22 protein-coding genes and 3 tRNA genes are annotated in these 20,529 nt (G+C 69.4%); 7 read left to right on the top strand and 18 right to left on the bottom strand.

The features are described 5' to 3' along the window. Positions 1–7: 7 nt before the first annotated feature. From JOE46_RS16400 to JOE46_RS16410, 3 genes are all read right to left on the bottom strand, one after another. Positions 8–1,924: an ABC transporter ATP-binding protein gene (locus JOE46_RS16400; protein WP_245221926.1), complete on the bottom strand. Its 1,917-nt coding sequence runs from the start codon at positions 1,922–1,924 to the stop codon at positions 8–10. Positions 1,925–1,929: 5 nt separating this feature from the next. Further along, positions 1,930–3,663, bottom strand: coding sequence for an ABC transporter ATP-binding protein (locus tag JOE46_RS16405; RefSeq protein ID WP_209927859.1), 1,734 nt, complete (start codon positions 3,661–3,663; stop codon positions 1,930–1,932). 61 nt (positions 3,664–3,724) lie between these two features. Then, complete coding sequence (locus tag JOE46_RS16410) at positions 3,725–4,180, bottom strand: Rrf2 family transcriptional regulator (RefSeq protein WP_097213152.1); 456 nt, start codon at positions 4,178–4,180, stop codon at positions 3,725–3,727. A 280-nt stretch (positions 4,181–4,460) separates the two neighbouring features. Between JOE46_RS16410 and JOE46_RS16415 the strand changes: the two genes are divergently transcribed. Then, positions 4,461–5,579 carry an LLM class flavin-dependent oxidoreductase gene (locus JOE46_RS16415; protein ID WP_097213097.1) on the top strand — a complete coding sequence of 373 codons (1,119 nt, stop codon included), beginning with the start codon at positions 4,461–4,463 and terminating at the stop codon, positions 5,577–5,579. A gap of 29 nt (positions 5,580–5,608) precedes the next feature. On the opposite strand, the gene JOE46_RS26815 is transcribed toward JOE46_RS16415, so the two are convergent. Beyond that, positions 5,609–6,160: a TetR/AcrR family transcriptional regulator gene (locus JOE46_RS26815; RefSeq protein ID WP_136911874.1), complete on the bottom strand. Its 552-nt coding sequence runs from the start codon at positions 6,158–6,160 to the stop codon at positions 5,609–5,611. Positions 6,161–6,322: 162 nt separating this feature from the next. On the opposite strand from JOE46_RS26815, the gene JOE46_RS16425 reads away from it, so the two are divergent. Then, positions 6,323–8,485, top strand: a complete 2,163-nt coding sequence (locus JOE46_RS16425) for an MMPL family transporter (protein ID WP_209927861.1) — start codon at positions 6,323–6,325, stop codon at positions 8,483–8,485. Between the two features lie 80 nt (positions 8,486–8,565). Here JOE46_RS16425 and JOE46_RS16430 read toward each other — a convergent pair whose 3' ends face one another. Next, positions 8,566–9,030, bottom strand: a complete 465-nt coding sequence (locus tag JOE46_RS16430) for a hypothetical protein (protein ID WP_143548494.1) — start codon at positions 9,028–9,030, stop codon at positions 8,566–8,568. A gap of 91 nt (positions 9,031–9,121) precedes the next feature. Here JOE46_RS16430 and JOE46_RS16435 point away from each other — a divergent pair, with 91 nt between their 5' ends. After that, positions 9,122–10,021: a sterol desaturase family protein gene (locus JOE46_RS16435; RefSeq protein WP_209927863.1), complete on the top strand. Its 900-nt coding sequence runs from the start codon at positions 9,122–9,124 to the stop codon at positions 10,019–10,021. Between the two features lie 106 nt (positions 10,022–10,127). Further along, positions 10,128–10,571 (top strand): hypothetical protein, encoded by a 444-nt coding sequence (locus JOE46_RS16440; protein WP_209927865.1) that lies wholly within the window; start codon positions 10,128–10,130, stop codon positions 10,569–10,571. Positions 10,572–10,576: 5 nt separating this feature from the next. On the opposite strand, the gene JOE46_RS16445 is transcribed toward JOE46_RS16440, so the two are convergent. Further along, a complete protein-coding gene (locus JOE46_RS16445; protein WP_245221074.1) occupies positions 10,577–11,362 on the bottom strand; it encodes an AraC family transcriptional regulator in 786 nt (261 codons plus the stop codon). A 33-nt stretch (positions 11,363–11,395) separates the two neighbouring features. Here JOE46_RS16445 and JOE46_RS16450 point away from each other — a divergent pair, with 33 nt between their 5' ends. Further along, positions 11,396–11,788, top strand: coding sequence for a hypothetical protein (locus tag JOE46_RS16450; protein ID WP_209927867.1), 393 nt, complete (start codon positions 11,396–11,398; stop codon positions 11,786–11,788). Here JOE46_RS16450 and JOE46_RS16455 read toward each other — a convergent pair. Together JOE46_RS16455 and JOE46_RS16460 are read right to left on the bottom strand one after the other, a co-directional pair. Continuing rightward, positions 11,769–12,455, bottom strand: coding sequence for a YceI family protein (locus JOE46_RS16455; protein ID WP_209927869.1), 687 nt, complete (start codon positions 12,453–12,455; stop codon positions 11,769–11,771). The genes JOE46_RS16450 and JOE46_RS16455 overlap by 20 nt on opposite strands. 40 nt (positions 12,456–12,495) lie before the next feature. Beyond that, entirely contained in the window at positions 12,496–12,987 is a 492-nt protein-coding gene (locus JOE46_RS16460) for an SRPBCC family protein (protein ID WP_209927871.1), read from the bottom strand. Between the two features lie 110 nt (positions 12,988–13,097). On the opposite strand from JOE46_RS16460, the gene JOE46_RS16465 reads away from it, so the two are divergent. After that, on the top strand, positions 13,098–13,682 hold the full coding sequence (locus JOE46_RS16465; RefSeq protein ID WP_257017622.1) for a TetR/AcrR family transcriptional regulator: 585 nt from the start codon (positions 13,098–13,100) through the stop codon (positions 13,680–13,682). 16 nt (positions 13,683–13,698) lie between these two features. On the opposite strand, the gene JOE46_RS16470 is transcribed toward JOE46_RS16465, so the two are convergent. From JOE46_RS16470 to JOE46_RS16490, 5 genes are all read right to left on the bottom strand, one after another. Next, a complete protein-coding gene (locus JOE46_RS16470) occupies positions 13,699–14,202 on the bottom strand; it encodes a hypothetical protein (RefSeq protein ID WP_143548495.1) in 504 nt (167 codons plus the stop codon). Continuing rightward, entirely contained in the window at positions 14,199–14,708 is a 510-nt protein-coding gene (locus tag JOE46_RS16475; protein ID WP_209927873.1) for an ImmA/IrrE family metallo-endopeptidase, read from the bottom strand. Before JOE46_RS16475 ends, JOE46_RS16470 begins: the two co-directional genes overlap by 4 nt. A gap of 193 nt (positions 14,709–14,901) precedes the next feature. Beyond that, positions 14,902–14,992, bottom strand: a tRNA-Ser gene (locus tag JOE46_RS16480). Between the two features lie 65 nt (positions 14,993–15,057). Continuing rightward, a complete protein-coding gene (locus tag JOE46_RS16485; protein ID WP_257017623.1) occupies positions 15,058–15,531 on the bottom strand; it encodes a nucleoside deaminase in 474 nt (157 codons plus the stop codon). Beyond that, a complete protein-coding gene (locus tag JOE46_RS16490) occupies positions 15,532–16,071 on the bottom strand; it encodes a tRNA adenosine deaminase-associated protein (protein ID WP_077043983.1) in 540 nt (179 codons plus the stop codon). 48 nt (positions 16,072–16,119) lie between these two features. Here JOE46_RS16490 and JOE46_RS16495 point away from each other — a divergent pair, with 48 nt between their 5' ends. After that, positions 16,120–17,115, top strand: a complete 996-nt coding sequence (locus tag JOE46_RS16495) for a prephenate dehydrogenase (RefSeq protein WP_097213108.1) — start codon at positions 16,120–16,122, stop codon at positions 17,113–17,115. Positions 17,116–17,139: 24 nt separating this feature from the next. Here the strand turns inward: JOE46_RS16495 and JOE46_RS16500 are convergent, their stop codons facing one another. The 5 genes from JOE46_RS16500 to JOE46_RS16520 all read right to left on the bottom strand — a co-directional run bounded on the left by JOE46_RS16500 (position 17,140) and on the right by JOE46_RS16520 (position 20,490). Then, positions 17,140–17,739: a putative glycolipid-binding domain-containing protein gene (locus JOE46_RS16500; protein ID WP_077043172.1), complete on the bottom strand. Its 600-nt coding sequence runs from the start codon at positions 17,737–17,739 to the stop codon at positions 17,140–17,142. Between the two features lie 76 nt (positions 17,740–17,815). After that, positions 17,816–18,874: a hypothetical protein gene (locus tag JOE46_RS16505; protein WP_245221075.1), complete on the bottom strand. Its 1,059-nt coding sequence runs from the start codon at positions 18,872–18,874 to the stop codon at positions 17,816–17,818. Between the two features lie 603 nt (positions 18,875–19,477). Further along, positions 19,478–19,550: transfer RNA gene (locus JOE46_RS16510), tRNA-Arg, on the bottom strand. A 35-nt stretch (positions 19,551–19,585) separates the two neighbouring features. Further along, a tRNA-Ser gene (locus JOE46_RS16515) sits at positions 19,586–19,677 on the bottom strand. A gap of 84 nt (positions 19,678–19,761) precedes the next feature. Next, positions 19,762–20,490: a dienelactone hydrolase family protein gene (locus tag JOE46_RS16520; RefSeq protein WP_209927875.1), complete on the bottom strand. Its 729-nt coding sequence runs from the start codon at positions 20,488–20,490 to the stop codon at positions 19,762–19,764. Between the last annotated feature and the right edge of the window lie 39 nt (positions 20,491–20,529).

Below are 20,529 nucleotides of genomic sequence, written 5' to 3' on the forward strand. Positions count from 1 at the left end.
AGCCCGTTCACACGGCCGCCTCGGCCGGTCCGACGAACTGGCTGTTGTAGAGCTCGAAGTACGCCCCGCGCCGGGCGAGCAGTTCCTCGTGGGTGCCCTGCTCGACGATGTGGCCCTCCTCCATCACCACGATCAGGTGTGCGTCGCGGATGGTCGAGAGTCGGTGCGCGATGACGAAACTCGTCCGGTCGCTGCGCAGCGCCGCGGTGGCGTGCTGGACGAGAAGCTCGGTGCGGGTGTCCACCGAACTGGTGGCCTCGTCGAGGATCAGGATCGACGGTTGCGAGAGGAACGCCCGCGCGATCGTGATGAGCTGCTTCTCGCCCGCGCTGACATTGCCGCCCTCCTCGTCGATGACGGTGTCGTATCCCGCGGGGAGCGAATGCACGAAACGGTCCACGTAACTCATCCGGGCCGCCTCGCGAATCTGCGCCTCGGTGGCGTCGGGGTGGCCGTAGGCGATGTTCTCCCGGATGGTGCCGCCGAACAACCAGGTGTCCTGCAGCACCATCCCGATGCGGGACCGCAGGTCGTCGCGCAACATGGTGGTGATGTCGGTGCCGTCCAACCTGATTCGCCCCGAGTCCACCTCGTAGAACCGCATGATCAGGTTCACCAGGGTGGTCTTGCCTGCCCCGGTCGGACCCACGATCGCCACCATGTGTCCCGGCTCGGCGGTCAGCGACAGGTTCTCGATGAGCGGCTGCTCCTCCTTGTAGCGGAACGACACGTTCTCGAACTCGACGTGACCGCGGCGGACCAGCGGCGTGGCGGGCGACGCGGGGTCCGGCGACTGCTCGTCCTCGTCGAGTAGTGCGAAGACCCGCTCGGCGGACGCGACGCCGGACTGCATCAGGTTGGTCATGGCGCCGATCTGGGTGAGCGGCTGGGTGAACTGACGCGAGTACTGGATGAAGGCCTGCACGTCGCCGAGGCTCATCGACCCGGACGCCACCCGCATGCCGCCGACCACCGCGACGGCCACGTAGTTGAGGTTGCCGAGGAAGTTGATCGCGGGCATCACCATGCCCGAGATGAACTGCGCCTGGAAACCGGACTGGTAGAGCTGCTCGTTCCGCTCGTCGAAGGCGGCCCCGACCTCGCGCTGGCGGCCGAACGCGGTCACCAGCTCGTGCCCGGTGAAGGACTCCTCGATCTGCGCGTTCAGCGCGCCCGTGGTGGTCCACTGCGCCACGAAGTGCTTCTGCGACCGCTTCGCGATCAGCGTGGTCGCCAGCACCGACAGCGGCACGGTCGCCACCGCGACCATCGCCAGCAGCGGCGAGATCCACAGCATCATGGCCAGGATGCCGATCACCGAGAGCACGGACGTCAGCAGCTGGCTGATCGTCTGCTGGACGGTCTGGGCGATGTTGTCGATGTCGTTGGTGACGCGGCTGAGCAGGTCGCCGCGGGGGTTGGTGTCGAAGTAGCGCAACGGCAGCCGGTGGATCTTCTCCTCGACATCCGCGCGCAGCCGCATGATGGTGCGCTGCACCACGATGTTGAGCACGTAGCCCTGCACCCAGCTGAACAGCGAGGCAGCCAGGTAGATCACGAGCACGACGGCGAGCACCCGGCCGAGCGCGCCGAAGTCGATCCCGGTGCCGGGCACCACGTCCATCGAGGACACCATGTCCGCGAAGGTGTTCTGCCCCTGTGCCCGCAACTCGTCGACGGCCTGGTCCTTGGTGAGGCCCGCGGGCAGCTGCCTGCCGACGACACCGTCGAAGATGATGTTGGTGGCGTGCCCGAGGATCTTCGGGGCCACCACGCTGAGCACCACGCTCATCGCCGCCAGTACGAGCACCAGTCCGACCGCGAACTTGTCCGGGGACAGTCGTTTGAGCAGACGCCTCGCGGACGGACCGAAGTCCATCGGCTTCTTCGACGGCGGGCCCGCGGCGGCCATCGGGCCGCGCATGGCGCTCACGACGCCGCCTGCGCGGCGAGCTGGGACGCGACGATCTCCGCGTAGGTCTGACAACGGTCCATGAGCTCGGCGTGGGTGCCGATCCCGACGATGGCACCGTCCTCGAGCACGATGATCTGGTCGGCCTCGATGATCGTCGAGACCCGCTGCGCGACGATGATCACGCAGGCGTCCCGGGTGACCGGCGCCAACGCGGCCCGCAGCCGGGCGTCGGTGCTCAGGTCCAGCGCGGAGAACGAGTCGTCGAACAGGTAGATCTCCGGTTCCCTGACCAGCGCCCTGGCGATCGCCAGCCGCTGCCGCTGACCGCCGGAGACGGTGGCGCCGCCCTGCGCGATCGGGGACTCGAGGCCCCCCGGCATGGCCCGGACGAAGTCGGCGGCCTGCGCGATCTCCAGACATCGCCACAGCTGGGCGTCCGTCGCGTCCGGCCTGCCGTACCGCAGGTTGCTGGCCACCGTCCCGGAGAACAGATACGGCTTCTGCGGGACCAGGCCGATCGAGGAACGCAGCTGGTCGGGGTCGATGACCCGGACGTCGGCGGCCCCGACGCGGACCTCGCCGCCGGTGACGTCTATCAGCCGCGGGATCAGGTTGAGCAGGGTGGACTTGCCGGATCCGGTGCCACCGATGATGGCGGTGGTCATCCCGGGTTCGGCCAGGAAACTGACGTTCCGCAGCACCGGCGCCTCCGCGCCGGGGAAGGCGAAGGTCGCGCCGCGCATCTCGACGATGCCGCGCTCGCGCCAGCTGGTGAGCGGCTTCGGCGAGGCCTGCACCGACGGCTCGGTGTCGAGGACCTCGGTGAGCCGCTCGGCACACACCGAGGCGCGCGGCAGGATCACGGCGATGACGGTCACCATCATCACCGCCATCAGGATCTGCATGATGTAGGAGAGCACCGCGGTGAGCGAGCCGATCTGCATGGAGCCCTGGTCGATGAGGTGGCCGCCGAGCCAGAGCACCGCGACGCTGGTGATGTTCGCGATGAGCATCACCATCGGGAGCATCAGCGCCATCAGCTTGCCGACCCGCAACGCGGTGCCTGCCAGGTCCTCGTTGGCCGCGCCGAAACGCCGCATCTCGTGCGATTCGCGGACGAACGCCCGGACCACCCGGATGCCGGTGATCTGCTCGCGCAGGACCCGGTTGATGGCGTCGATCCGCGACTGCATCAGCCGGAACTGCGGCACCATCTTCGAGATCACCAGGTACATCGCCAGGCCGAGCAGCGGGACCGCGACGGCGAGCACCCAGGCCAGGCCCTGCGACTGACGGATCGACATGACGATGCCGCCGATGCCCATGATCGGCGCCGCCACCAGGATGGTGCAGCTGATCACCACCACCATCTGAATCTGCTGGACGTCGTTCGTGCTGCGGGTGATCAGGGAGGGCGCCCCGAAGTAGCCGACCTCGCGCGCGGAGAACCGGCCGACCTGGTGCACGACCGCGCCGCGCAGGTCACGACCCATGCCCATCGCGGCGCGGGCGCCGAAGTACACGGCGCCGATGCTGCACGCGACCTGCAGGCACGTGATGAGCAGCATCGTGCCGCCGGTGGAGAGCACCACAGCCGTATCGCCCTTGGCGACGCCGTTGTCGATGATCTCGGCGTTGAGGCTCGGCAGATACAGCGTGGTCAGGGTCGAGATCAACTGGAGCGCAACGACACCCGCCAGGTCACCACCGTATGGGCGCAGGTAGGTGCGCAGCAGTGAGTACAACATAGGCTTCGAGGCTACCAATCGACCGCGTGACTCGGCGGGATACACCGGGCGAACCCGCAGCTCAGCGCCTCCGCCATGCCTCCGGGTCGGCGGTGAGCCGCTCGACGAATCCGGGCAGCCGGCCGCAGGCGATGTCCGCGATACTGACACCCTCCAGGACGGCCCTCAGGTTCACCCGCACCGCGATCCACACGTCGAGCAGCGGGGCGGCGGGCCCGTCGTAGTGGACCTCCTCGGGGCGCTGGCCCCGCACCGACGCCAGCGGGCCCTCCACGGCCCGGATCACGTCGGCGACGGTGATCTCGGCGGCGGGCCGGGCCAGCCAGTACCCGCCGTCCGGGCCCCGCCTGCTGTGCACCATGCCCGCCCGGCGCAGGTCACCGAGGACGGCCTCGAGGAACTTGTGCGGGATCGTCTGCGCGTTCGCGAGGTACTCCGCCTTCGCGAGCGCCTCCCCCGCCGCGGCCAGTTCGACCAGGGTGCGCACGGCGTAGTCCACCTTCGCGGTGATGTGCACGGCTGCCCCCTCGCCTGGCCGGTCCGTCCGGCGGTTGATTCCTACCATCGCGGTATGAAATCGGGCAAGCGCAGTTGACAGGCCACGCACGCCACTGCCAGCCTGGACGCATGTCCGGCAACCCTGCGCTCACGGTGCGACGCCACGTCGACCTCCTGAGCGTTGCCGCCGCGCTCTGTCAGTAGCGATCCGCCCCGCTCCCCCCTCCCACGACCTGGCCCCAACGGCTCGTCGACCGGCGCGCGCACGCCCGCCGTACTGACATCTCGGAGCACCCTTCATGAGCATCGACCTGCACTGGTTCCTGCCCACCGCCGGCGACGGCCGCGGCATCGTGGACAACTCGAACTCCTCAACCTCCGATCCCAGGACCGCCGGGAACCGGGCCCCGACCCTCGAGTACCTGACCCAGGTCGCCCGCGCCGCCGAGCAGTCCGGGTTCACCGGCGTGCTCACCCCCACCGGGACGCACTGCGAGGACGCCTGGCTGACCACCGCCGCCCTGATCCCGCTGACCGAGCGGCTCAAGTTCCTCGTCGCGTTCCGGCCCGGGGTCATCTCGCCGACGCTGGCCGCGCAGATGGCCGCCAGCTACCAGCGCCTGTCCGGCGGGCGACTGCTGCTCAACGTGGTGACCGGGGGCGACTCACAGGAGCAGCGGAGTTACGGCGACTGGCTGACCAAGGACCAGCGCTACGCTCGCACCGCCGAGTTCCTGCAGGCCCTGCGCGGGACGTGGGGCGAGGCCCCGTTCGACTTCGACGGCGAGCACTACAAGCTGGTCGGCGCGACCACCTCGGCGCCGCCGAACCCGGTGCCGCCCATCTACTTCGGCGGCTCCTCCGCGGCGGCCCTGCCGGTGGCGGCGGGTCACGCCGACGTGTACCTCACCTGGGGCGAGCCGCCTGCGCAGGTGGCCGCGAAGATCGCCGCGGTCCGCGAGCACGCCGAACGTGCCGGGCGCACCATCCGGTTCGGCATCCGGCTGCACGTGATCACCCGCGACACCTCGAGGCAGGCGTGGGACGTCGCCGACACGATGCTCGCCGGCCTCGACCCGACCGCGGTCGCCGAGGCCAGCGCCCGGTTCGCACGGTCCGAGTCGGAGGGACAGCGGCGGATGGCGGCCCTGCACGGCGGCAGCACCGCGTCGCTGGAGATCTCCCCGAACCTGTGGGCCGGCGTCGGGCTGGTCCGCGGCGGGGCGGGCACCGCGCTGGTCGGCAGCCACGAGGAGGTCGCGGACCGGATCGAGGAGTACCACTCGCTGGGGCTGGACGAATTCGTGCTCTCCGGGTACCCGCACCTGGAGGAGGCGTACTGGTTCGGCGAGGGGGTGCGGCCGATCCTGGCGCGCCGGGGCCTGCTGGCGGGTGAGCGGGCGCTGATCCCGGCGTGAGCCGGGCGGGCGTCTGCGGCCGACCGGATCTACAGCCGCAGCACGCCCATCGCCGCGTCGAGCAGCACCCGCAAGAGCTCCTCGTCGTCGGCCTGCGGCACCGCCGCGTTCGCCGACAGCGCCGTGTTGAGCACCTCCAGCGCCGCGACCGCGCGGATCGTGGACTCCGTTGGGGCGTCCGGGCCCGCCAACCAGATGTTGATCCGCCGGTTGATCTCGATCAGCTCGGGCAGGATCGGGCCGAGGGTGGCGGTCATCGCGGAGGCGTCCCGGACGAACAGCGACCCCTCCGCGCGGTGGTTGAGCAGCCCGATCAGGTAGCGGCGCAACACCTCCCGGATACCGTCCGCGGTGTGCGGCGCCTGATCGAGCACGTCGGCGACGTCACGCATGACGAACAGGATCGGGGTCACGATGGCCAGCAGCAGGTCGGCCTTGGAGGCGTAGTGGTAGTAGAGCGAGGCCTTGGTGATGCCGACCTCGTCGGCGATCTCCCTCAGGCTGGTCTGCTCGACGCCCTTGGCGATGAACTGCCGAAGCGCGGCCTCCCTGATGGCCGACCTGGTATCTCGCGCGCCCATCGTCGACCACCTCTCTTCCTCCGGTCCGGTCCGAACACAACGGCACCCTAAGGCCCCGCGCAGCGCGGCGACGAATCATTCCAGTTGTCGGTGACCCGAATGGGTGCGTAGTCTACCTACCGCACGGTAGGCAAACTTGCAGAACGCGGTGTGGAGGGGCACATGTTCGGGAAACTTGCTCGATTCGTTGTACACAATCCATGGAAAATCATTGCGGCGTGGATCATCGCCGCCGTCGCGGTCGTGGCGCTCGCGCCCACGCTGACCGACGTGCTCAACAAGGAGCAGTCCGGCTTCCTGCCGGACACCTACGAGTCCATTCAGGCACAGCACCTCGCTGAGGAGCAGTTCGGGAAATCCGAGGACGCCACGGCGACCATCGTGATCAAACGCGAGGACGGGCAACCGCTCTCGGCGGAGGACCAGGCCAAGGTGGAGGGCCTGGCCGGTTCGATCAACGCGACCGATATCGATCGGGTCGTCGTCGCCGAGACCGGACCGCAGGCACTCGCGGAGAACAAGGAAGTCCAGCTGGTCAGCGTCGGACTCCAGGGCATGCCCGACGAGAAGCCGGTCGGCGAGGCGGTCAAGGAGATCCGCAAGATCGGCGGCGAGACGCTCGCGGACAGCGGCCTGCGGATGTCCGTCACCGGTGACGCCGCCCTCATGGTCGACAACGAGGAGGCATTCAAGAACGCCGAGGCGATCATCGGCATCGTCACGGTCCTGCTGATCATCGGGCTGCTGCTGGTCATCTACCGCAGCCCCGTCGCGGCCCTGCTGCCGATCGTCTCGGTCGGCATCGTCTCATCCATCGCGCCCGGCATCATCGCCCTGGTCGCGAAGGGCACCGGCCTGCAGGTCGACCAGTCGCTGCAGATCATCCTGACCGTCGTGCTGTTCGGCGTCGGCACCGACTACATCCTGTTCCTGTTGTTCCGCTTCCGTGAGCGGCTGCGGGCGGGCGAGGAGAAGACCACCGCGCTGATCCATGCGGTCGAGCGGGTCGGCGAGGTCATCGCCTCCGCGGCGGGCGCGATCATCGTGGCGTTCTGCGCGCTGCTGCTCGCGATCTTCGGCGCGTTCCGCAGCCTCGGCCCCGGCCTGGCCATCGGCGTCGGCATCATGGCGCTCGCGTCGCTGACGCTGATCCCCGCGATCGTGTCGCTGATCGGCACCAAGGTGTTCTGGCCGTCGAAGTCGTGGCAGAAGGAGCCCAAGGGCACCGTCTTCGCCAAGCTCGGCGCGTTCACCGGCCGCCGCCCCGGCGTGGTCGCACTCGTCTCCGGCGGGCTGCTGGTCGTGATGGCGCTTGGCATGTTCGGCTTCAAGACGGACTACGACCAGCTCGGCCAGCTGCCGTCCACCACCGAGTCGGCGCGCGGCATCAAGGACCTGCAGTCCGGGTTCCCGGCGGGCGCACTCAACCCGACGCTGGTGTACCTACACTCCACGGACGGCTCCCCGCTCGACCCGGCCGAGGTGGAGCGGGTGGCGAAGGAACTGACCACCTCCACCGGCATCGGCGGCGCCATGCCCGCGAACGAACAGGGCGACCTCGGACTGATCTCCAAGGACGGCAGCACCGCGCAGATCAACCTGCTGCTGGAGTACAGCCCGCAGTCCAACGAGGCGCTCGACGCGGTCGACCCGCTGCGCGAGGCAGCGCACGCGGCCGCACCGGAGGGCACCGAGGTGCTGGTCGGCGGGCCGACCGCGGCGTTCACGGACATCCGCGACGCGAACAACCGCGACCTGTCGGTGATCTTCCCGGTCGCAGGCGTGCTGATCGCGCTGATCCTGGGTCTGCTGCTGCGTTCGCTGGTGGCGCCGCTCTACCTGATGGCCTCGGTGGTGCTGGTGTTCTTCTCCACCATGGGCGCGACGGCGTTCCTGTTCAGCGTGGTCGGTGATCGTCCCGGCATCTCGTTCTCGCTGCCGATCATGCTGTATCTGTTCGTGGTTGCGATCGGAACGGACTACAACATCCTGATGATCGCCCGACTCCGCGAGGAGGCGAGGGAAGGCCGAAGCCCCAGGGAGGCAGCCCGATTGGCAATCGAGCACGGCGGGCCCTCCGTCGGCGCGGCCGGCATCATCCTCGCAGGCACCTTCGGGTCGATGATGCTGTCCGGCATCGCCATGATGACCGAGATGGGCTTCGCGGTGGCGCTGGGCATCCTGCTCTCGTCGTTTGTGATGTCGATGTTCCTGGTGCCCTCGATCACCGCACTGCTGGGCCACAAGGCCTGGTGGCCGGGCCACGGTGACGCCGTCACCGAACACGGCCGCCCCGAGGAGGACCTGGAGCCCGCGCGGGTCTGACCCCACCGGGCCGAAAACGACAGAGGGCCCGCCCTTTCCGTCATCACGGAAAGGGCGGGCCCTGCTCGTTGTCGAAGGGACTAGCTGGTCCAGGCGGCCCGGTGGCTGTCGGCCGGCTGCGCCGGATCCCAGTTCTCGGCCTGGAAGTTGGTCGTGTGGACGGAGTCTCCGCCGACCTCCGTGACGGTCAGCACCCCGATCATGGAACCGAGCAGAGACGGCTTGGCGGTCACGGCGATCGCGGAGGCGGTGTCCTTGAGCGCGTCGCCGTCGAGGTCGCTCGCGCAGACCCGGACCGTGAGATCCACGGTCGACGGGGTCTGTCCGCTGTTCAGCTTGGTGACGGCACCGTCGACGGTGACGCCGGAGGGCAACGTCGCGGACTTCGCGATCACGGTCGCGGTGGGATCGTCGGCGTTGGCGTCGCCGGGGCAGGTTGCGGTGGGAGCGGCGGAGGCCTCAGCCGCGGACGAGGTGTCCTCGGAGCTGCAGCCGGCAAGAAGGAGAGTGGCCCCGAGTGCGAGGGCGGTCACAGTGCGTTTCACCCGGTCATTGTGGATGCAAATGTCGGCTCCCGCATCACGGGGGGTGAACATCCGGTGACAGCGTCCCGTATCGCAGGTCACACTGCTCTACATGTGGGAATCCCTGCCGGAATGGTGGAACTCGCTGCCGGCGCTGCTGCGCGACCCGGTCGCGTTCGCCATTCCCTTCTTCGTCCTGTTCCTCGCCCTGGAATGGGCGGCGGCGCGGTACCTCGCCGCGCCCGAACACGGCGCGGACGGGCGGGCCCATCCCCCGCGCGGCGGCTACGACGCCGTGGACGCGCAGACCAGCATCTCGATGGGCGCGGTGTCCGTGCTGACCAGCGCGGCGTGGAAGGCGCTCGCCCTGGTCGGGTATACGGCCATCTACACGTACCTGGCGCCGTGGCACCTGCCGGTAGACGCCTGGTACACCTGGGTGATCCTGATCGTCGGCGTCGACCTGTTGTTCTACTGGTACCACCGGATCGCCCACCGCACCCGGATCGTGTGGGCAACCCACCAGGCGCACCATTCCAGTGAGTACTTCAACTTCGCCACCGCGCTGCGACAGAAGTGGAACAACAGCGGCGAGATCCTGATGTGGATCCCGTTGCCGCTCATCGGGATCCCGCCGTGGATGGTGTTCGTCGGGTTCTCGATCAACCTGGTGTACCAGTTCTTCGTGCACACCGAGCGGGTGGACCGGCTGCCCCGGCCGTTCGAGTTGGTGTTCAACACGCCGTCGCACCACCGGGTGCATCACGGCTGCGACCCCGAGTACCTCGACAAGAACTACGCGGGCATCCTCATCGTCTGGGACCGCATGTTCGGCACCTTCACTCCCGAGACGCATCGCCCCACCTACGGGCTGACCACGCCGGTGCGCACCCACAACATCGTCACCCTGCAGGGACACGAGTACGCCGCCATCGGCCGCGACGTTCGGGCCGCCGGGTCGTGGCGGGAGCGGTTCGGGTATGTGTTCGGCCCGCCGGGATGGACGCCATGACCGCACCGCCAGGAGGATGGCCCGCGTCACACTTCACGTGTTAACTTACTCAAAAGTAAGAATGTGGCGACGGGGGGACCTCACCGCCCTCGGCGGAGATCGGAAGGTGGACAAGCAGATCGGGATCTCGCCGAGCGCCCACGGCACCACGCTCAGCGGGGGCGTCTATGTCCGCAGCCTCGTCCCGCCGGTGGGCCGCACCCTCTACGACGTGGTCACCGGGCTCACCCCGGCCCTCACCCAGCAGGCATTGGGTTCCGACCTGATGGCGCAGACCTACGGCAACGGCGACACCAGGCCCGGCGTCCGGTACACGACGATCGTGACCGAGTACGACGAGGTGGTGACCCCGTACACCGAGCAGTTCCTCACGGGCGCGAACGTCACGAACGTCCTGCTGCAGGACGGCTGCGAGGCGGACAGGTCCGAACACCTCTCGTCGCTCTACAGCGAAAGGGCCTGGCGGTTCGTGCTCAAGGCCCTCGATCCGGATCACCAGACGCCGGTGCCCTGTTTCCCCGTCGACCTGTTCTTCCCGAACGTGAAGTAGGAGGTTCAGCTGCCGCCCTCGACCGCGATCGCGGCCCCGCCGCTCAGCAGCGTGGTCGCGGTCAGACCGAACATCCGATGGAAGGCGTCGCTGAAATGGGAGGGGCTCGCGAAGCCGGCGTCGACGGCGGCGCGGGTGAGGTCCGAGCCCTTCGACACCGCCGTCGCGACGTGCAGCATCCGGGCCCACAGCCGGTAGCGGCGGAAGCTGGTCCCGGTCTCCGTGGCGAACAGCCGGAGGAAGTACGGCGTCGACAGGTGCGTGTCGCGGGCGAACTCCGCCGCGGTGACCGGCGCGCCCGGCTGCGCGCGGATCGTCCGGATCACCCCGCCGATCCGCTCGTCGTCCGGCCCGTGGACCGGGCCGGACGCCGCGTCCAGGATGCGGCCTGCGTCGAGGACCGGGCCGGCGCAGAGGCCGATCAACTCCGCTTCGGCCCGGTGCCCGATCCCGAAGACGCCCTCCGCCGCCGCCATCCGCTCGAGGCACCCGCCCGCCCGCGCCGAGCCGGGATCGAAGTAGCAGAACAACATTCGCTCCCCCGTCGCGACGATCTGGTGCCTCGTCCGCGGCGGTACGAGCACCGATCGGTGCATCACGTCGGCGCTCCCGTCCACCCGCAGGATCAGCGGCGCGTCCACGCCGACCGCCAGGCAGTACACCGCCGTCGAGTGCGGGTCCAGCCGCAGCGAGGGCCCGAGATAGACGGCGTGCCCGTAGCCGACCCACAGCGCGGGCGCCGCGGTGACAGCGCACGTTTCTGGAAGCGGCGACCGGTCCACAACCGCCATGCTGACACAACAACCACCACGAAAGGGGCAACCATGTGGGCCGATCGGATCGCACGGGCATTGTTGGTCGGCGTCGGACTGGTCAACCTGGCACCCGGCGCCGCGGTGCTCTCGGCGTCACGGGTCGAGTCCCTCTACGGCGTGCGGGTGGGCGACGCCGACCTGGAACTGCTGCTGCGCCACCGCGCTGCGCTGCTGGCGATCGTCGGCGGCGGACTGCTGGCGGGCACGTTCGTGCCGTCGATCCGGGTCCCCACCGTCGCCGCCGCCGCGACGAGCATGGGCAGCTACATCGCGCTGACCGCGGCGGTGGGACCGATGAACTCGCAGTCGTCGCGGGTGCGGGCCGTGGACGTGGGCGCGCTGGCGGCGCTGGCCGTCGCGGTTGGCCTCGGGTCCCGTTCGCTCAGGCCCGCCGCAGGCTGACCAGGAAGTCGACGGTCCCGGACCCGTCGACCGTGACGAAGCCCAGCGACGGGGGCTGCACACCGAAATCGGTCCACGTGACCGGGATGCTGCCGGAGGCCACCAGCGCATCGCCCGACCGGAGCACCTCGACGTCGGCGGTGACCGGCCGCGCCTCCCCCTTGATCGTGAGGGTTCCGGTCGCGGTGACCGTTCCGCTGGTGCCGTCGACCGGCAGGCCGGACAGGTCAACGGGTCCGTCGAGGACGAAGGTGGCGGTGGGGAATTCGTCGGCCGACATCACCCTGCCGTCGAACTGCCCGTCGCGGCGGGAGTCGTCGGTGGAGATGGACGCGACCTGCACGGCGATCTCGCCCGCCGTCAGCTTCTCGGCCTCGACGGTCGCCGAGCCGCTCACCTCCCCGGTGGAGCCGACCACAGTGACGCTGGCGCCGTTGAGGATCTCGTGCACCGTGTAGCCGGCGGCGGTCTCGTTCGGCGGGAGGCCTGCGTAGACCACCCACTGCCCGTTCACCTCCCCCGTCGCGGGCTCGGCGCCGGAGGTGGACACCGAGGCGGCGGGCGCATCGTCCCCGGCGATCCAGGTGCCGTACACCCACGGCCCCACGACGAGGCCGAGCACCGCGACGACCGCGATCCCCCCGAGTACCCACCAGCGTCTGCTCATGTCGGGGACAGTACTGACCTCCCGCGCGCTCCGCAGGGTGTCAGTTCACCGCGCCGAAGTGCTTGCGGGTGTCCCGGGCGAAGCTCGCGAACAGCGCCTTGTTCACCGGCAGCGCGAGCCGGACCGGGACCCCGAAGCCGCGGCGCGCGGTGAAGGCGAAGGTCCAGACGAATCGGCAACCCGTCGGCGTCGGCTCGACCCGGTAGTCCTCGGCGAACGATCGGAACAGCGGGACGTTGGCCTGTTTCACGTAGAACGCGTGCCGCCGTTGCTCCTCGTCCCAGACGAAGAACTGCTCGCGCAGCTGCATGAAGCCGCCCGCCACCTTGGCGACCCTGGTCGTCGCCGTGCTGTGCGGGGCCACCGAGGTGTAGTGCACGTCGAGCAGCCGGCACCACGACAGCGGCTCGGCGCCGGTCAGGCCCCGCCACACCTCGTCCGCCCCCGCACGCAGATCCATGCCGTAGGTGTAGACGAAATCCGCGGTCTCGAAGTAGGAGTCGTCGATCGGGTCGAGATCGAACCAGTGCATGGTCGCTCGCTTTCGCTCGAGGGCCCGCCGATTGTGTCGCGCGACATGTCTCGAGGGCCGACAGTACCGAACTATGCTGACCGACATAGGCAGCAAGGGAGAACGAGCACGTGACACAACGCCCCACCGCCCGCGACCGGATGCTCACGAGCGCCATCGCCCTCTTCCGTGAGCGGGGCATCGACGCGACCTCCTTCGCCGACGTCATCGAGCGCGCCGAGGCCCCGCGCGGGTCGATCTACCACCACTTCCCCGGCGGGAAGACCCAGCTGGCCGAGGAGGCCACCCGCACGGCGGGCGGCCTGATGGAGACGCTGATCGAGTCGAGCCTCGCGCAGGGCGGACCGTCCGAGACCCTGGCGCGGCTCATCGGCATGTTCCGCCGGCAGCTGCTGGACTCGGATTTCCGGTCGGGCTGCCCGGTGGCCGCGGGCGCGCTGGAGAGCGGGGACTTCGCGGCCGTGCGGGAGATCGCAGGCGAGAGCTTCACCGCCTGGGAGGAGGCCATCGCGACGGCCCTCGCCCAGCGGGGTGTGCCCGCGGCCCGCGCCGAGTCCCTTGCGACCACCGCCGTCACCGCCATCGAGGGGGCACTGCTCGTGGCGAGGGCGCAGCGCAGCGTGCAGGCACTCGACCGCGTCGGCGCCGAGCTGTCCGGGCTGATCGACACGGCGGTGGACGCGGCCCGGCGGTGACCGCAGCGAGAACCCGCTAGCTGGAGCCCTGCCCGTTCCCGTTCTTGACCGGGAACAGACTTCGTGCGATGACCAGCAGGATGCCGATGACCTCCACGACCGAGGCGGTCAGCCACGCGATCATCACCTGGGAATCGGGGTTCTCCCGGTTTACGAAGAGATACACCCCGAAGAACACGTTCGACATGAGGAGTTGCGCTCCGACAAAGATGGTCGACCAGAGTGCGAGGCGCTTGCGAAGCTTGATGTCCTGCTCGCGGTTCTTCGCCTTCAGAGTCCGTATGCGCAGCTCTGCCGCGAGGAGAGCACTGTTCGAGTCCTCATCTCGCTCCGATTGCTCTCCAGATTCCGAGCCACCATCGGATTCAGCGGGCGCATTCGCCGCATCAGTGTCGCCGGCACGGGCGCCTGAAGGCTCCTCTACAGCTACCTGTCGCTTGTGGAGCTCTTCCAACCTGGTCGCGCGCGCCAATTTGGCGCCGACCTGACTCTGATCGACGGCAGTTCCATCCCCGGTCACCGTCCGAGCAATCCCAGGCCGGCCAGGCGATTGTTCATCGCGGGAGTCGACACGTTGAACTTCCGTCGCAGATCACCGATCGACAAGCCCTCGGCCCACCATTTCTTCACGATCGCCGCAGGCATCAACAATTCGGCGGCGAACTGGTTTGCCCAGATCTCCTCGGGGTCTGTTCCTGATGAGGCGAGCTCGGCCCGCTCGTCGACGAACCCCATCGGCTCGGGGTCGTCTTGGTGCCGAATGTAGTGGCCGATCTCGTGCGCGAGGGTAAACCGTTGACGTACCGGGTGATCGGATTCGTTCACATAGATCTCGGTCGGGCCGTCTGCCTGCTCCCGGACAATGAATCCAGCCAGGTTGTTGTCCAGCATCGCGGGCCGAACCGCGATACCGAGGCGCTCGGCAATCTCCCAGGGATCGATCGGGAAGGCAATGTTGCCCATGCCGTCGTTCCAGTACTGCATTCGCAGTTTGCGGGCAGCGTCCTTCGCAGTCGCGGTTGCCATGTCCACCTCCGATCGCTGGGTTCGCTCGCGCCAAGGGGCGGGTATCCATGACCTGGCCTGCCGGGCAGGTTGGACTGTACCCACCATCCATGACGCGTGAACTCGTGCCCTCGGGCCGCTCGGCGTGTGTCGCACGTGGCGACGCCTCTGATGGCAAAAAAGACCCTCACCTGCGTGAGCAGGTGAGGGTCCTTGGCGGTGGCGGAGGGATTTGAACCCTCGGACGGGGGTTACCCGTCACACGCTTTCGAGGCGTGCTCCTTAGGCCGCTCGGACACGCCACCGCCGGTGACTTTACCCGACTCCGGGCCTGGCGCTAAATCGGCCGCTGACCGGGACCTCCGCGCGATCAGCGCTGCTCGCGGAAGAAGCCCTCCAGCAGCGCCGCGCACTCGTCCTCCAGCACGCCGCCGCGCACCTGTGGGCGATGGGTGAGCCTGCGGTCGCGGACCACGTCCCACAGCGACCCGACGGCCCCGGTCTTGGGCTCCCACGCCCCGAACACGACCTTCTCGATCCGGGCCAGCACCAGCGCCCCCGCGCACATCGTGCACGGTTCCAGGGTCACCGCCAGGGTCGCGCCCTCCAGCCGCCAGCCGTCGCCATGCACCAGGGCGGCCGCGCGCAGCGCCAGGATCTCGGCGTGCGCGGTCGGGTCGGCATTGGCCTCGCGGGCGTTCGCGGCCCTGGCCAGCTCGACGCCGTTCGCGTCGAAGACCACGGCGCCGACCGGGACATCCGCGGAGTCCGCGGCGGAGGCTGCGGCGATCGCGGCCCGGATCATCGCCTCGTCGCGGTCCCTCGCCCCGCTGGGCAGCGACATCTACCGGGGCAGGGTGTCGAGCACCGAGGAGAGTTCGGTGGCGAAGCCGAGCCGCTGCGCGATCATGCCCAGCTGCTCGTCGGGGTACAGCTCGGTCTCGGCGAGGATCACCCCGAGCACCGGCTCCGGCAGGCCGAGGTCCGCGAGCAGGCTGAGGTCGCCCTCCTCCCACGGGTCGACGTCGTCGAGCTCGTCGGGGTCGAGGTCAGGGGTCTCGATGTTGAGCGCGTCGAGCACATCGGAGGCGATGTCGTAGTCGAGCGCGGCGGTGGCGTCCGAGAGCAGCAGCCGGGTGCCCGACGGCGCAGGCCGGAGGATGACGAAGAACTCGTCGTCGATGTCGAGCAGGCCGAACACGGCGCCGGAGCTCCGCATCTCGCGCAGCTCGGTCTCCGCGGCCTCGAGACTGTTCAGTGCGGCCGAGGTCAGCGCCGTGCACTTCCACTTGCCGTCGTCGAGGACAACCGCGACGCCGAAGCCATCGAGATCCTCGAACTGGTCCGAGGGGGCGCTGTTGTCACGCGCGCGCTGAGCTGCCATGCCGTCACCGTAGTCCGCCGGGCGCCGGTAACTGAAGTCCGCTGGCAAATGTGCCAACCTATCCGGGTGTCTGATGAAGCGACTGACCCGCCGGTGTGCGTTCTCGGGCTCGGACTGATCGGCGGTTCGGTGCTGCGGGCCGCCGTCGCCGCGGGTCGGACGGCGTGGGGCTACAACCGCTCCGCCGGCGCCGTCGAGGACGCCCGCGCCGACGGATACGACGCCGACACCGACATCGAGGCGGTGCTGCACCGGGCCGAGCGGTCCGGCGCGCTGATCGTCGTCGCGGTGCCCGTCCCGGCCCTCGACGCCGTGCTCGGCGCGGTCGCCGCACACGCCCCCGACTGCGCGCTCACCGACGTGGTCAGCGTGAAGCGGGCGGTTCTCGACGCGGTGCGTGGGCACGGCCTCGGCGCCAGGTTCGTCGGGGGGCACCCGATGGCGGGGACCTCGCAGTCGGGCTGGGCGGCGGGCGACGTCGCCCTGTTCCGCGACGCGGTGTGGGTGGTCGGCACCGACGACGGCGTCGACCCCGTGGTGTGGGGCCAGGTGGCCGCGCTGGCCGTGGACTGCGGCTCGGTGGTGGTGCCGGCCGCCGCCGACGAGCACGACGCGGCGGCCGCCCGCATCTCGCACCTGCCGCACCTGCTGGCGGAGGCGCTGGCGGTGACCGCGGCGGCAGGCGGCGACCTGGCGCTCGGGCTGGCGGCGGGCTCGTTCCGGGACGGCACCCGGGTCGCGGGCACCGCGCCGGAGCTGGTGCGCGCGATGTGCGAGGCGAACTCGGGCGCGCTGATCGTGGCGCTGGACGAGGCACTGCGGCTGCTGACCGACGCCCGCGACGCCCTCGCGGACACCGGCAGCACGGAGACCCTGGTGACGGCGGGCCACGCCGCGCGCCTGCGCTACGAGAACCTGGACCGCTGGGAGATCACCGACGTCGCGGTCGGCGCGGACGGCTGGGTGGAACGGATGCGCGACGCCGGCCGCCGGGGTGGGGCGCTGCGCGCCCGTGCGCGCTTCGTGAGTGCAGGGACTCGGTAACCACGCACAGGCGGCGTAGCCGCCTCAGATCCGCTCGGCCAGGCCCTGGTAGTCGAGGATGAAGCCGTCGCGGTCGATGGTGACCGAGGAGCTCGACACCGGCGAGAGCACGTGGATGCCGTCCGAGCCGCTGCTGTAGGTCAGGCTCGCCTCCTGCACGCTCAGGTCGGGCAGGTACACGTACACGACCGGGACCTGGATGTCCTCGGAGTCGGTGTGCATGCCCAGCCGCCGGATCGGCAGGGTGTTGAAGAACGGGCTGAGCACCACGTCGACGTCCAGCGCGCCGCCGAAGGTGGATCGCTTGGGGTTGGTCCCGTTCTCGACCATCCAGTTGCCCTCCGAGTCCCGGCTGATCGAGACCTGCCGCTCACCCGAAGCCAGGCTGGTCCGCAGCGAGAGCCTGCGGGTCACCCCGTTCTCGTCGGTGACCAGGTCGTAGGACGCGCTGAACGCGGGGTGCTCGGCGCACTGACCACCGATGATCCGGCCGGCCGCCTTGATCCGGTTACCGACGAGCTGCACACGAACCGACTCCATCCGAGGAGCGGTGTGGGCCCGCCACGTGAGGACCGCCGGCCAGACCGATTCGGTGGCCGCGGCGCCCTGAGCTGGATTGGTCACCTGACTACGGTAAGCGACGTGGGGCCTTCGGGCAGCGGTGGCGCGGAACCTCGCGGGTCGCGGATGTGCCGACCGCTCACGCCGCCTCGGCCGCGCGGCGCTCGAGCACCGCGATCCTGGCCGACAGCACCGCCAGCGCGAACAACCCGACCACCACGTTGAGCAACGCCCCGAACTCCTGCGCGACGAAGTCGAACACCTGGGTCAACAGCACCGTGACCAGCGCCGCGGCCCGCAGGAACTGCAGCGGCCACAGCTTGCCGTTGCGGAGCCTCACGACGCCGACCCAGCTCAGCACGCACGCGACGGCGGTGCCTGCGAGCTGACCGAGGGTGGTGATGGTCCCGGCCGCGCCCTCGAGATCGGAGGACAGCGTGACGATGGCGTTGATCAGCCCGGACGTCGAGAAGAGCACAAGGACGAAGGCCGCCACGCCGACCGCGGTGCGACTGTTCAGCGCGGACGGGATCCGCCGCGATTCCCACGCCCGCACTCCCCCGAACCGGCCTGGCTCCCGCGGATCGCAGCGCGCGAGCAGGTCACCGATGTCCGCGATCGCGGCCACGTCGGCGCCCGCCACCTGCGCCCGGTGCAGTTGCGCCTGCGCGAGCGCCCGGCGCTCCGGCGGCAGTCCCCGGATCAGGCCGTCCACCGCGATGGCGGCGGCGTTGCTGATGTCCTCGGCGACGCTCGGCGGCCGGGAGTCGTGTAGCCAGCGGTTGAGCAGCAGCAGGACCACCACGACGACGTACATGATCGCGACGGCGGGACGGTAGAAGTAGTCGTTGGTCTTGGTGACGAACTTGCCGACCTCGTCGAGGAAGAGCCCGAATCCGATGCCGCCCAGCACCACCGCGAGGAGTCGCGGCCGCAGGCCGAGGAACGAGAACACCACGACCAGGGCCGCCACCATCAGCAGCCCGCCCCACAGCACGTGTGCGACGTGCAGTGTGGACCCGCCGACCTGTGGGTACCCGGTCAGATGCAGGTAGGCACGGGTGACCAGGATCGTCAGCACCCCGATGATGACGAACGCCTCGACGAGGGAACTGGCCTGCGCGTCCCGCAGCAGCAGCGGCCTGCGCTGGGCGCGCCCGGTCTCGGTCCGACCGATCAGCGCGGACGCCAGTGTCATGGCTGCTGTCCTTCCGTGGCCCTGGGTTCCCCAGTGTCCCCCAACCGGGCGGCCGTCGTGCCCGTCACCGATCCCGCGACTTGTCCACAGCTGTGGACAAATCCTGTTAACACCCGGCGCCAGACTGTGGACAGTGTGGACGAATCTGTGGATTACATCGATGTAATTAGCCTGTACCTGCGGCTTTGCCATCCACAGGCCTGTGGATAACGGGATGACGCGGAGGCGACGGACTGTTGATCCCCAGCCCGACCGGAGGCCCGTCCACAGGCGGCACACAGATGGCGAGGAGAAATCCGGCAATTCGCGGCACCGCCGCGCCTGATCATCGATGCGAAAAGCCCCGCCGATCACGTGGATCGGCGGGGCCCGCATGCCGCCCCAGGTCGGGGAACCGGGCGGCACGTTTGGTGCGGGCCCATGCCTTCGAGCTGGCTGGCTCCATCGGCCCGCGACAACCACCTTAGCGGTAATCGAACGTGCGTGCTAGTCGCGCCACCACCGGTCGCGCGGCCGAAAGCCGCTGCGTCCGACGGGAGTTCAACCGGAGGCCCACGAGAAAACCCCTCACCGGCATTGCTGCCGGCGAGGGGCTCCTCACTGTGCGCCCGAAGGGATTCGAACCCCTAACCTCTTGATCCGTAGTCAAGTGCTCTATCCGTTGAGCTACGGGCGCATGTCTTCAGTTGTGCTGGCCTACGAGCACCAGCGTGGCGGAAGCGAGAGGATTTGAACCTCCGGTCCCCTTTGAGGAGGACAACTCATTAGCAGTGAGTCCCATTCGGCCGCTCTGGCACGCTTCCTAGGCTCAGGTCCTTTCGGAACCGCCGGATGGAAAGATTACACAGGCACGGCGTGGGGCGCAAAACGGCCGGTCACAGCGATTTCTAGCGAAGATTGCCATCGAACCAGTCGAAGATCCGGCGCTGCGCATCCATCATCGCCTGCGCGGCCGGATCGTTGTCGTCGCCGTCCACCGGGAACTCCGGCGGCTCGTCCGCGCGGTGCGCGAGACCGCTGTAGCTGACCACCAGGGTCGCCACGTCGGCGCGCGCGATCGCGTCCCGCAGTCGTTCGACCTCCTCGCGCGGGGTACCCGGGTCGTCCTCGCCGTACAGCCCCAGCCACGGAGCCTGCAGCCTCGGGGCCGCCTCCACCAGAGCCGGGGCACCCTCCGCGAGTGGGTGGACGATGCCGCGCGCGGACACGCTGACCGCGGCGCCCACCGGCCTCGACGTCGCGACGAGCAGGGCGGCCGTGCCCGCGTCGTCGAAGCCGAGCACCCCGACACAGTCCGGGTACACCCCGCGCGCGGTGAGCCAGTCGAAGGCCGCGTCGAAGTCGGCGAACAGGTTGTCCCCGAACACCTCCGCGGTGCTGTGCAGGGGCTCCCGATGGAAAAGGTGCGGCGCCACCGTCAGCCAGCCCTCGGCCGCGAGCGAGCGCATGAGAGCGAGCAGGTTGTCGGTGAACTCCCGCGATTCGTGCAGGACCACGATGCCGCCGCGGGCGGGTCCGTCCGGTTCGACGGCCGTCAGGGGGACGCGAACGGGGGGCTCGTCCGGATGCTCCCCCAGGGCGCGCAGCACCGCGCTGTCCGTGAAGATTCCCGACATACGTATACCTTGGCACGCTCACGGCCCACCCGTTCAAGA

Origin of the sequence: Rhodococcus sp. PvR099, assembly GCF_017833315.1 — a bacterium.
Classification (GTDB): Bacteria; Actinomycetota; Actinomycetes; order Mycobacteriales; family Mycobacteriaceae; genus Rhodococcus_G; species Rhodococcus_G oryzae.